This is a genomic window from Paraburkholderia sp. BGA-UO-ETr-F12 (assembly GCF_059567945.1).
This window is the reverse complement of sequence record NZ_JCAQOZ010000030.1, coordinates 114932-127033: the sequence shown is the minus strand read 5'-3', so window position 1 is coordinate 127033 and position 12102 is coordinate 114932. Positions and strand designations below refer to the sequence as shown.

11 protein-coding genes are annotated in these 12102 nt (G+C 63.3%); 7 read left to right on the top strand and 4 right to left on the bottom strand.

Annotated elements, in window-relative coordinates; all coding sequences use genetic code 11:
- The first annotated feature begins 91 nt into the window (after nt 1-91).
- Nucleotides 92-430 (top strand): hypothetical protein, encoded by a 339-nt coding sequence (locus AC57B6_RS14605; RefSeq protein ID WP_496421588.1) that lies wholly within the window; start codon nt 92-94, stop codon nt 428-430.
- A gap of 244 nt (nt 431-674) precedes the next feature.
- On the opposite strand, the gene serB is transcribed toward AC57B6_RS14605, so the two are convergent.
- Nucleotides 675-1514, bottom strand: a complete 840-nt coding sequence (serB, locus tag AC57B6_RS14600) for a phosphoserine phosphatase SerB (protein ID WP_028196619.1) — start codon at nt 1512-1514, stop codon at nt 675-677.
- A 334-nt stretch (nt 1515-1848) separates the two neighbouring features.
- On the opposite strand from serB, the gene AC57B6_RS14595 reads away from it, so the two are divergent.
- From AC57B6_RS14595 to AC57B6_RS14580, 4 genes are all read left to right on the top strand, one after another.
- On the top strand, nt 1849-3096 hold the full coding sequence (locus AC57B6_RS14595) for a cytochrome P450 (RefSeq protein WP_496421587.1): 1248 nt from the start codon (nt 1849-1851) through the stop codon (nt 3094-3096).
- A 235-nt stretch (nt 3097-3331) separates the two neighbouring features.
- Nucleotides 3332-4348 carry a non-homologous end joining protein Ku gene (ku, locus tag AC57B6_RS14590; protein WP_496421586.1) on the top strand — a complete coding sequence of 339 codons (1017 nt, stop codon included), beginning with the start codon at nt 3332-3334 and terminating at the stop codon, nt 4346-4348.
- Between the two features lie 55 nt (nt 4349-4403).
- Nucleotides 4404-7133 carry a DNA ligase D gene (ligD, locus tag AC57B6_RS14585; protein ID WP_496421585.1) on the top strand — a complete coding sequence of 910 codons (2730 nt, stop codon included), beginning with the start codon at nt 4404-4406 and terminating at the stop codon, nt 7131-7133.
- A 43-nt stretch (nt 7134-7176) separates the two neighbouring features.
- A complete protein-coding gene (locus AC57B6_RS14580) occupies nt 7177-7467 on the top strand; it encodes a hypothetical protein (protein WP_028196615.1) in 291 nt (96 codons plus the stop codon).
- 36 nt (nt 7468-7503) lie between these two features.
- Here the strand turns inward: AC57B6_RS14580 and AC57B6_RS14575 are convergent, their stop codons facing one another.
- Complete coding sequence (locus AC57B6_RS14575) at nt 7504-8481, bottom strand: LysR family transcriptional regulator (protein ID WP_496421584.1); 978 nt, start codon at nt 8479-8481, stop codon at nt 7504-7506.
- Between the two features lie 164 nt (nt 8482-8645).
- Between AC57B6_RS14575 and AC57B6_RS14570 the strand changes: the two genes are divergently transcribed.
- Both AC57B6_RS14570 and AC57B6_RS14565 read left to right on the top strand, forming a co-directional pair.
- Complete coding sequence (locus AC57B6_RS14570) at nt 8646-9662, top strand: zinc-binding alcohol dehydrogenase family protein (RefSeq protein WP_496421583.1); 1017 nt, start codon at nt 8646-8648, stop codon at nt 9660-9662.
- Between the two features lie 248 nt (nt 9663-9910).
- On the top strand, nt 9911-10474 hold the full coding sequence (locus AC57B6_RS14565) for a DUF6013 family protein (RefSeq protein ID WP_046569162.1): 564 nt from the start codon (nt 9911-9913) through the stop codon (nt 10472-10474).
- A gap of 78 nt (nt 10475-10552) precedes the next feature.
- Here the strand turns inward: AC57B6_RS14565 and AC57B6_RS14560 are convergent, their stop codons facing one another.
- Both AC57B6_RS14560 and AC57B6_RS14555 read right to left on the bottom strand, forming a co-directional pair.
- Nucleotides 10553-11359, bottom strand: coding sequence for an ABC transporter permease (locus tag AC57B6_RS14560; protein WP_030103123.1), 807 nt, complete (start codon nt 11357-11359; stop codon nt 10553-10555).
- Nucleotides 11356-12066: an ATP-binding cassette domain-containing protein gene (locus AC57B6_RS14555; RefSeq protein ID WP_144195675.1), complete on the bottom strand. Its 711-nt coding sequence runs from the start codon at nt 12064-12066 to the stop codon at nt 11356-11358. The genes AC57B6_RS14560 and AC57B6_RS14555 overlap by 4 nt, the downstream gene beginning before the upstream one ends.
- Between the last annotated feature and the right edge of the window lie 36 nt (nt 12067-12102).

Sequence of the window (12102 nt, the reverse complement as noted above, 5' to 3'; positions counted from 1 at the left end):
TCGAGCCGCGTCGCCGGCCCGGTGCGCTCACTTCCATCATTCTGATTCCCACCAGATCTAGTGGGAATCAGAATGCCGAAGCCGCATCGTTATGAACAGACGGTACGGTGGACTCGCTTACTTCTGGTGCGCAATCGGGCTATGTGCGGCTGCGGTTTATGAGGCGGTGAACGCGCTCGAGTGGGGAAGTGGTGTGGCGGCTATTCTCGCGCTTGCTATCGCCGGATTCTGCGTGCTGGCGTTCGTCTGTTCGACGATCGTGATGTCGTCCCTCGTGAATGCACATCACGAGCGGATGGCTACGTGCATTCATGACAGACAGAAACGGTTTGTCGCAGGGGCGTTATCGCGCGTGGCGATTGGGATTTCGATTCTCACCACGTCTCTCGCTGCTATTTTGTTTGCAATCCTGCACGTGCGCCTGATTTAGATTTTCTAGATAACGTAGGTTTTATACTGGTCTGCTTACGGGAGGCACTCATGCACAAAATTTTTACGTATCTGGAGTCTGACGAAAATTACGCCCGCGTTCTGAAATGGTCAACCGTCGTGATATGCGCCACAGCGATCTACATGCTGGGCGTGTTTGCAATTGGTTTCTGAACAAGGTTTCTGAAAAAATAACTCGTCTCCGCGTTGGCCGCCATTGCGCCGGCCAACGCAAAACCAAAGTTTCAGAACAACCGCAGCAACCCATCCAGTCCAACGTAATTGAAGGCCACGCTGGCCGCTTCGCGCACTACCGGCTTCGCGCGGAATGCGACGGAAAGTCCCGCGGCGGCCATCATTTTCAGATCGTTCGAACCGTCACCCATCGCAATCGCGCGGGTCGGTTCGATACCCAGTTGGGCGCATGTCTCGCGCAGTGTGCGTGCTTTCACGTCAGCGTTGACGATCTCGCCGATCACGTTACCGGTCAACTTGCCATCAACGATCTCGAGCGTATTCGCGCGAGTGAAATCGAGACCGAGCCGGGCCTTCAGTTTCTCGGTGAAGAACGTGAATCCGCCGGACACGAGCAGTGTTTTCAATCCCGCGGCTTTCGCACCGGCCAGCATCTGCTCGGCGCCGGGCGAGAGTTGCAGCCGTTCGTCATAAACGCGTTCGAGCGCGCCGGCGTCGAGTCCCTTGAGCAGTGCCACGCGGCGCGTCAGACTTTCGTTGAAGTCCTTGATCTCGCCGCGCATCGACGCTTCAGTGATCGCTGCAACTTCCGCTTTTAAACCGCAGAAGTCGGCGATTTCGTCGATGCATTCGATCGTGATCAGCGTCGAGTCCATGTCCATCGCGACGAGGCCGAAGTCACGCAACTGGCGGCCGGGTTCGACAAACGCGTAGTCCAATTGGTGCGTGCCGCAATACACCTCGAGGTCGGCGCGCTGTGCAAGGTTCGCGTTGGCGATGCGAATCGCGTTCGCGTCGATGACGGCGGCGTGCGAGCCACGCGCGAGGGCGACGAGCGTTTTGTGGTGGTCGGCGGAAAGAGGCGCGGTGCTTTGGATGACGAGGTTCATGGACGACGACGCATTGACGCGGAAAGGGACGGGCGCGCGGTGCGCGCGGAAAATTCCGCCATTGTAACGGTTCGGCGCTGCGCTACCCGTGCGCTATCCGTTAGGCGCGGATAGCCGGCCCGGCATGGAAACCCGCGAGGCAGCCCATCGCGTGTGCCGCCAGGCATTCCACCGTGCAATCATCGAGCCGCCGCGTCATACTGGCGCTTCGAACGACGCCCCGCGGGCGAGCGGTCCCTGGTCGGTTCCGCAAGCGCCCAGGAGACGCGCGGCGAGCCGCACACGGCACGCATTGACGCCTGCGAAGCGGCGGATTACCACACGGAGACAAGACATGCCCCCCGCGACCGCCAGTGACGCGTCCAGCCGCGCGCGCGATTTCGATCTGCGCCATTTGAGCCCCAGCTTCCATGCCGATCCGTACCCGGTCTACCACGCGTTGCGCACCTATGACCCGGTCAAACGCATGCCGGACGGCTCACTGTTTCTGACACGTTTTCGCGACGTGCAAGCGGTCTACCGCGACCCGAAAACGTTCAGTTCCGACAAGACCGTCGAATTCAAGCCGAAATACGGCGATTCTCCGCTTTACGCCCATCACACCACCAGTCTCGTCTTCAACGATCCGCCGCGGCACACGCGGGTGCGCAAACTGATCGCCGGCGCGCTGACGGCGCGCGCGATCGCGGCCATGGAGCCGGGGCTGATCCGGCTTGTCGACGGCTTGCTCGATGCCGCTGCGGCGCGTGGCCGGATCGATCTGATCGGCGAGTTCGCGTCGGCGATTCCGGTCGAGGTCATCGGCAATCTGCTGGATGTGCCGCACGCAGAGCGCGAACCGTTGCGCGACTGGTCGCTGGCGATACTGGGCGCGCTTGAACCGTCGCTAAGCGAGGCGCAACTCGAACGCGGCAACCGCGCGGTGAGCGAATTCATCGACTATTTGCGCGATCTGGTGGCGCGGCGCCGGCGCGAGCCCGGCGATCCGCAGCACGATGTGCTGACGCGTCTGATCCAGGGCGAGCAGGGCGGAGAGCAATTATCGGAAGCGGAACTGCTGCAAAACTGCATTTTCATTCTGAACGCCGGCCACGAGACCACGACGAATCTGATCGGCAACGGTCTCGTTACGCTCACTGAATGGCCGGAGCAACGCGCTGCCTTACAGCGCGAACCGTCGCTCGTCGAGTCGGCGGTCGAAGAGTGTTTGCGGTTCGAGAGTTCGAATCAGCTAGGCAACCGGATGGCAACCGTGGACACGGAGATCGGCGGTCTGGCAGTGCCACGCGGGACGCCCGTCACGCTGTGCATCGGCGCGGCCAATCGCGACCCTGACCAGTTCGCGGAGCCCGATCGCTTCGACATCCGCCGCGATCCGAACCGCCATCTGGCGTTCGGTTTCGGGATCCACCAATGCGCGGGCTTGTCGCTCGCGCGACTCGAGGCGCGGATCGCCATTGGACGCTTCGTGCAGCGCTTTCCGGCGTACCGTCTCGACGGCGAACCGACCCGCGGCGGACGCGTGCGGTTTCGCGGCTTTGCCGCAGTGCCGGTCGAACTCGAACCCGCGAGCGGTGGATGAAGATCGGCGGATGTCGAACACCGCTCAACGCGCACCGTTGAAGCCTCCATCAGCGCCGTATCTTTTGCCGACAGCACGCAAGACTTACAGCCGCTGCCCGTGTGAGCCGGTGCTGCGTGACCGGCGATCGCGCCAGAAACCGTGACAGCCCGCGCGGCGCCGCACCCGTGACAGCATAGAAAATCGTGGCACGCTTGCTGCTTCACCCAAGATCCTAGGCCTTGGGGAGCGCACGATGGCACACATGATATGGAAGGGCGCGATCAGCTTCGGCCTTGTCCACGTACCGGTGCAGTTGTATCCGGCGACGCAGTCGGAGAAAGTCGGCTTCAATCTGCTGGACAAGCGCACGATCGATCCGATCGGCTACAAGCAGATCAACAAGCGCACCGGCAAGGAGGTGGCGCGCGATAACATCGTGCGCGGTTTCGAGTACGAAAAGGACAAATACGTTGTCCTCTCGGACGATGAAATTCGCGCGGCCAATCCCGAGTCGACGCAGACGGTCGATATCCTCGCATTCGTCGACGCCCCGGACATCTCGTTCCTCTATCTCGACACGCCGTACTTCCTGACGCCCGATCGCAAGGGCGAAAAGGTGTACGCGCTGCTGCGCGAAGCGATGAAAGCGTCGGGCAAGATCGGCGTGGCGAGCGTCGTACTGCACAACAAGCAGCATCTCGCCGCACTGATTCCTGTCGGGCCGATGCTGGCGTTGAATACCCTGCGCTGGGCCGCCGAGGTCCGCGATTTCGACGAGTTCAAACTGCCGCCCGAAGGGATGAAGGCGGCCGGCGTCAGCGCGCGCGAACTCGACATGGCGAAGAAGCTGATCAACGACATGAGCGATAAGTGGGACCCGTCGCAGTATCACGATACGTTTCACGACGACATCATGGCGCTGGTCGAGCGCAAAATTCGTGCGGGAAAGACCGAGGAAATCACCGATGTCGAAGCGCCGCGCGAATCGCGCCAATCCGCCGATATTCTCGATCTATCCGACCTGCTCAAACGCAGCCTGGGCCGGGGCAAGGGTAAGCCGGCGGCGGGTGCGCGCAAGCACGCGACGGAAGATGACGACGAGGCTGCCGATACCACCGATGCGGATGCGGATGCCGAACCGGCCACGCGAGCACGTAAGAAGCCGCGCGCGGCGCGTTCGGCAGGGACGAGCCGAGGCGGTGGCGGGAAGCGGGGCGGCGCCAGTGCGAAGGCGGCGCCGTCGGCACACAAACGGCGCGCGGCTGCCTGATCGATCGCCGGACCGCTAACCCCTCGCTGGCTCGACCCACGACATACTCACCGCCATGAAAGACCGGCTCGATCTGTACAACCGCAAGCGGCGCTTCGACGAAACTCCGGAGCCGCCGGGCGCCGCTGCGCGTAAGAAGGGTCGCGGGACGGCGGCGCGCGCATCGAACGAGGCGTTGGCGTATGTGATTCAGGAGCACCACGCACGGCGCCTGCACTACGACTTCCGGCTCGAACTGAATGGCACCTTGCTGTCGTGGGCGGTGCCCAAGGGGCCGAGCCTCGACCCGTCGGTGAAGCGGCTCGCGGTGCATGTCGAGGATCATCCAGTCGAATATGGCTCGTTCGAAGGCGAGATTCCGCCGGGGCACTACGGTGCGGGAACGGTGATCGTATGGGACCGGGGAACGTGGGAGCCGAACGGCGGCGCAGCGCAAGCCGCGAAGTCGTATCAGGCGGGCAAGCTCAAATTCCATCTCCACGGCGAAAAACTACACGGCGGCTGGACGCTGGTGCGCAGCCACATGCGCGGAAGCGGCGACAAGGAGCAGTGGCTGCTGATCAAGGAGCGCGACGACGAAGCCCGTAGCGAGAATGAATACGACGTCGTAACGGCGCTGCCAGGCAGCGTATTGAACGGCAGTGCGCCAACTGAAAGGCGGCCCGGACCCGGCGGGCGCGCGAAGAAAACGAAGACCGCAACGAAGACCGCAACGAAGACCCCAAGCGAGTCTGCAAACGGGAACGCAAGCGCAAGCAGGAAGGCGCGCACAACGCAGGCGATTATCGCTTCCCCTTCGATCGAAGGCGCGGTCAAAGCCGCGTTACCCGCCACGTTCAAGCCGCAACTGGCGACGCTCGTCGACACCGCGCCACCCGGCGACGAATGGGCCTACGAAATCAAGTTCGACGGTTATCGCGTGCTAGCCCGCATCGATCGAAAAGCGAAGACCCGTGCGGTCAAGGTGTTCACGCGCGCGGGCAACGACTGGACCGCGAAGTTCGGCGAGCAGGTGAAGGCGTTCGAACAACTCGACATCGAAAGCGGCTGGCTCGACGGTGAAGCCGTGGTGCTCGATGAAAACGGTCTGCCGAATTTTCAGGCGCTGCAGAACGCGTTTGATTCGAACCGTCCGCAAGACATTGTGATCTATCTGTTCGACGTTCCGTTTCTGAACGGCTACGACTTGCGCAATGTGCCGCTCGAACAGCGTCGCGCGATTTTGCGCGCGGTGATGGATAAGCACGACAAGGATAAGCATAACGGGGACAAGCACGACGGCGGCGTGCTCCGCTTCTCCAACGACTTCGCGTTCACTGCCGACGAACTATTGAAGAGCGCGTGCGACGTAGCGCTCGAAGGGATTATCGGCAAACGGCGCGATAGCGGCTACATGTCGGGGCGCTCGTCCGCATGGATCAAATTGAAGTGCCGGCGGCGCCAGGAGTTCGTGATCGGCGGCTATTCGGAGCCGTCCGGCAGCCGTGCGGCGTTCGGCGCGTTATTGCTCGGCATCTACGACGACGCGGGCAAATTGCGCTACGCAGGACGCGTCGGCACAGGGTTCGACGCTGCACTGCTGGCCTCGGTCAAAAAGGCGCTCGACGCGCACGAGACCAGGCATATGCCGTTTGCCAGCGCGCCGCGCGAGCGCAGCCGCACGCCGGTGCACTGGGTCGAACCGGTGCTCGTCTGCGAATGCAACTTCGCTGAATGGACGAGCGACGGCATCGTGCGGCAGGCATCGTTCGTGAGTCTGCGTAACGACAAACCGGCACGGCAAATCATCAAGGAAAATCCTCGTCAAGGAGCCGACGTGCAAGAGCGAATCGATGCCGCATCCGAAACCGTGCCGAAGAAGCGCACGTCGAAATCTAAGAATGCCGCGGCACCAGCCGAAGTCGCCGGCGTGCGCGTCTCGCATCCCGACCGCATCATCGATAAGAGCACCGGCGCCCGGAAAATCGATCTCGTGCACTACTACGAATCGGTCGCCGACTGGATGCTGCCGCATCTGCATGACCGGCCGGTATCGCTGGTGCGCGCGCCTGAGGACATCGGCGGCGAACTGTTTTTCCAGAAGCACAGCCAGAAACTGTCGATCCCCAACGTCACGCAGCATCCCGGGCTCGACCCCGGCCATCCGCCGCTGATCACGGTCGACACACTCAAGGCACTGGTCGGCGCCGCGCAAATGGGTACCGTTGAATTTCATACCTGGAATGCGTTGGTGTCGAACATCGAAAAACCGGATCGCATGGTGTTCGATCTCGACCCCGACGCGTCGCTCGGGTGGGAGCGGATGATCGAAGCCGCGCAACTGACGCGATCACTGCTCGAAGAGCTCGGACTGACCTCGTTCTGCAAGACGAGCGGCGGCAAAGGTTTCCACGTGGTGGTGCCGCTCGCGAAGCACGCCGGCTGGGACGATGTAAAAGCGTTTGCGCAAGCGGTCGCCCAGCATATGGCGACGACGTTGCCCACGCATTTCAGCGCGAAGATGGGGGCGCAGAATCGCAAGGGGAAGATCTTTGTCGATTACCTGCGCAACAACCGCGGCTCGAGCACGGTAGCTGCTTTCTCGGCACGCGCCCGGCCGGGGCTGGGGGTCTCGGTGCCGCTTGCATGGGACGAAGTCGCGACCACGACGAGCGGCGATCAGTGGACCGTCGAAAACGTGCACGAACGTCTCAAGGATCTGAAGCGCGACCCGTGGGAGGGCTACGCGAAGACGCGTCAGCGCATTACCGCGGCAATGAAAAAACGTCTGGACGAAGCTCAGTGAATGGCTCCAGCCTGCGTTATCCAACCTGAAAAAGGAGCAAACCATGAAGACCTCACCGCAATCATCCGACGGCGACAAGCAGGCCGATCCGCACACGAAGAAGCGTCCTCTCGAGGAGGCGTCGGCACCGTTGCCGCACGAGGCCGATCAGGATCCGGAGTCGCAGCATGAAGGCGGTCCGCGCGGCGTCGGCAAGCAGGCGCATAGCGATATCGAGCGCGGCCTGAAGGACACGGACCGCCGCGGCGGCGACGAGTATCAGCAGAAAACCCAGAACGACTCGCACGCGGACGTCAACTCCGATCACAAAACCGGCGGTGGCGGGCGCGGCTAGCACTGACGGTGCGCCACGCGCGTTGAGCGGAGCGGCTCACTCCGGTTCCACATCCCAATACGGCGGATCGCCGAAATGCGCGGCGAGGAACTCGATGAATGCGAGTGTCCTCGGTGGCACGAACGCACGGCTCGGACAGACCGCCCAGATCGCTACCTGCTCCGCGAGCGGATAGGCGTCGAGTACGCTCACCAGTTCACCGCTACGCAGGTAGGGCGCCACATCCCAGGTCGATTTGAGCGCGATGCCGAACCCGGCCAGCAACGCGTCGCGAATGACTTCACCGTTGTCGACGACGAGGCGTCCGCTCACCCGCACTTCGAGCGGGCCGGTGGGCGTGACGAAGGCCCAGTCGCGCTGGTCGGACAGGATCATGCATTCGTGCCGGGCGAGGTCCGAAGGATGGTGCGGCGTGCCACGCGCAGCGAGGTAGGCGGGGGCGGCGCACAGCACGCGCCGGTTCACGGCGAGGCGCCGCGCCACCAGCGACGAATCCTTGAGCACGCCGACGCGGATTGCGACGTCGATACCGGCGTCGACCAGATCGACCAGTTGATCCGTCAGCCGTAGATCGACGCTCACGCCGGGATAGCGGCGCAGAAATTCGCTGATCACCGGCGACACATGCTGCCGCCCGAACGACGACGGCATGGAGACTCGCAAGCGCCCCTGCGGCTCGGCCTGCGCGCGTCCCACCGAAGCGCGGGCGGCATCGGCCGCGTCGAGCAGCGTCTGGGCGCGGCTCATGAACACCTCGCCATCCTGCGTGAGACTGATGCGGCGAGTGGTCCGGTGCAGCAGCCGCGCGCCAAGGCGCTTTTCCAGTTGCGCGATGCGCGAACTGGCCACCGCCGCCGACAGGCCGAATTCGCGGCCGGCCGCCGACACGTTGGCGAGCAGGGCGGCTCGCACGAATAGGGCGACGTCGAGCAGATCGAGCCGCTCACGCTCGTTGTGTCGCGGGTTCACGCTGGCTTTGGCGGCGGGTTGTGCCGGGTCATCAGAATGGGCCATTCTTCTGAAATCCAAAAAGATGTTTCAGTCATTATGGCGCTTTTATGAGAATAAGAACCGCCTTAGCATGACGTCAATGCGGTCGATTGGCAGTCACGGCGGTAAGGCGCCGCCAGCAATCGATCGCCGGTCTCTTAACCTCATTTGAAACGACAGGAGTTGTGATGAAAGCCGTAGGTCTCTATCGCTATTTGCCGATCGATCAAGCCGAGTCTCTGGTCGACGTCGAGATCCCCCAACCCGAAGCCAGCGGCCGCGATTTGCTGGTGAAGGTCGAAGCTATCTCCGTCAACCCGGTCGACTACAAGGTGCGCGCGCCGAAAGACACCGTCGAGAAAACGCCGCGCGTGCTCGGCTGGGATGCCGCCGGCACGGTGGTGGCGGTCGGGCCGGACGTGACGCTGTTCAAGGTCGGCGATCCGGTTTTCTATGCGGGCAGCATCACGCGGCCAGGTGCGAATAGCGAGTTCCATCTGGTCGACGAGCGCATTGTCGGGCGCAAGCCGGCGTCGCTCGATTTCACGCACGCAGCCGCGTTGCCGCTGACCGCGATCACCGCCTGGGAGGCGCTCTTCGATCGCCTCGGGGTCTCGCCGCAAGGCGCGGACGAAGGCCGCACGGTGCTCATCATCGGCGGGGCGGGAGGGGTCGGCTCGATCGGCATTCAACTGGCCAAACAACTGGCGAAGCTGAAGGTGGTCGCGACCGCCTCGCGTCCCGAATCGGCGAAGTGGGCGACCGAGCTGGGCGCGGATCATATCGTCGATCACTTCGGCGATATGCCCGCGCAGTTGAAAAAACTCGGCATCGAGCAGGTCGATTATGTGCTGATCTTCAACGATACCGACCGGAATTTCCCGGCCGCCGCCGAAGTGCTCAAACCGCAGGGCGGCATTTGCACGATCGTCGAGAATAGCCAGCCGCTGCCGGTCGAATTATTGAAGGCGAAAAGCGCCGCGTTCCACTGGGAGTTCATGTTCACGCGTTCCATGTTCGGCACGCCCGACATGATCGAGCAGCATAAGCTGCTGACCGAAGTGGCGCGTCTGGTCGATGCGGTCACATTGCGCACCACGGTCGGTCAGGAACTCGGCAAGATCAACGCGGAGAATCTGCGCCGGGCGCATCGGCTGCTCGAGGAGGGGCGCGCGATCGGCAAGCTGGTGCTGACAGGTTTCTGAACCGGGCAGGTTTTCCCGGAGTTGAGCGGTTCTGTCAGATCGCGCGCGCAGAAAACGTCTCATTGCAAGCGGGGTAATACCCGATTCGGATGAGGCGCGCGCGGCGCCGCTTGGCGGTAGACTGGTGGGGCATCATGCTAAAACAGTTGCGTGTCTCGCGGACCCGGCATCAATCGGGTTTCGGTCAGGCGGTGTATCGGCAGTAGCGCTTGAGCGGGCGCGCAGCGGTACAACAACGAGGTGACAGTATGAGCTCCAGCTTCAAACTCTCCGCCGTTTCAGTTGTTGCTTCTCTCGCATGCGCGCTTGCGCCCGGCATGCTCGCGACGGCGGCTCACGCCGCCACGCCGATCACGGTGACGTCACAGTCGGCCCTCGACGGTCCGATCCGTTACACGGTTCGCGTTACGTCGAAACAGTTCGGCAACTCACAGGAAACCCGCACGATCCGCTCCGGCGAATCGGACGACTTCACGTGGAAAACCGTGCCGCCGGGCGGTCCCGTACCCGCCGCGGAGAGCTGCCCGAATTATTCGTCGCTCCCGACCGATTCCAACGGCGCGATGATTCGTCAAACGCAGATCCGCTTTGCGCCGGTGGTCGCCGGCGACGGCACGGCGTCCGTGCAATTGAGCTTTCAGGCGCAGACGCCGCATGGCGTGAAGACCGTGACGAGTGGCGGCAAAACGCTCAAGTGTCCGAACGAGGTGAGCGTCAGCCAGATTCTGCGTTTTACGATGCCGACCAATGGCACGACGAAAACGCTGACACTCAATGACGGCACCGAACTGGCGGTCACTGCGAAACGTTGACGGGCGCGCGCTGAACGGTGCGTGATATGGGTGCGGCGGCGCGCCTCTTTGCCGCCCCTTTGCCGCCGCTTTGCCGCCTCAACGCTGCTTCACCGCCCGCTCCACCAGCCGTGCCGACAGAAACCGGTGCTCCGCCGAGAAAAGCCGCCGATAGGTGAGCAGCACGGCGCCCACCGTGCCGAGAGCCGACGCGGCCGCGATCAGGAACATGATCACGATCTGATAGCGCACGGCCTGCAATGGCGACTGTCCGGCCAGCACCTGCCCGGTCATCATGCCCGGCAAACTCACCACGCCGACCACGGCCATCTGATTCAGCGTGGGCATCATACCCGCGCGCACCGCCTGGCGCGCCGGCGCCTGCGCCGCTTCCCAGCGGGTTGCGCCGAGCGCGAGCGCCATGTCCACACGGTCACGCCGCGCGGTCAGTTCCTCGGTCATCCGCTCGATGCCGAGCGACACGCCGGTCAACGTATTGCCGAGGATCATGCCGAGAATCGGAATTGCATACTGCGGCTCATACCACGGGTGAATGCGGATCACGACGAAGAGGCCCACCGCGCCCACCAGCCACGAACTGACCCAGATCGACAGCACACTATCCGCACGCTGGCCCGCGTAGGTGCGGTTGCCGCGCTGTGCGCCCGCGAAACCGGCGATCAGCGTCATCAGGACCATCAAGGGCAGCACCACGAACCAGCGGTCGTAACGGAACACCCAGCCGAGCACATAGCCGATCGCCAGCAACTGCACGACGGTGCGGACCGCGGCCCACGCGAGCTTGCGTTCGAGGTCCAGTTTGAGCGCCACCGACACCACGCCGTTCACCACGATCAGCAGTGCGGCAATCGCGACGTCCCAGAGACTGAGGTTTTGCAAGGTCATTGGCCGAGCTCCTGCTGCACTGGCGTCGCCACGGATTCGTCGAGCACGCCGGCGCGCATCGTGAGGTGCCGCACGCTCATGCGCGCGGCTTGCGCCGGGTCGTGCGATACCCACATCGATGCATGCCGGGCGGGATCGGCGGCGAACCATGCATGCACCAGCGCTTCGATTGCGTGGGACGATTCCGGGTCGAGCGAAGCGGTGGGTTCGTCCAGCAACAGCACCTCGGGAGCAAGTTGCAGCACGCGGATCAGCGCGGTGATCTGCGCCTCTCCACCGGACAATTCGCTCGCGCGTTTGTCCAGAAAGTCGTTGCCGCGGCCTGCCTGAGCGGCGAGGCTCGCGGCGCGTGCGCGATCGAAGCGCACGTCGCGATAGGTGCGCAGTTCGTACGGATATCGCAGATTGTCCTCGACGCTGCCATCCAGCAGCGCGGGCCGCTGCCGGATATACGCGACGTTGCGCCGGTAACCCGGAATGGCTGCGCGTTCGACCGGCGCGCCGTGCCACATGATGCGTCCGGCATCGAGCGGATCGAGCAGGGCAAGGGCTCGCAGAAACACGCTTTTGCCCGAACCCGACGGCCCGGTGACGGCGACGCGGTCGCTGGCGTGCAGGGCGAAGGTGGTGGGGTGCAGCAGAGTTTGTCCGCGCAAGGCATCGCGCCGGACGATACCGTCGGCGAGGACGAAGGGAACATCGGTCATGGTTGGGCCGTGGGTGAATTTTTGCGTGAATTCAGG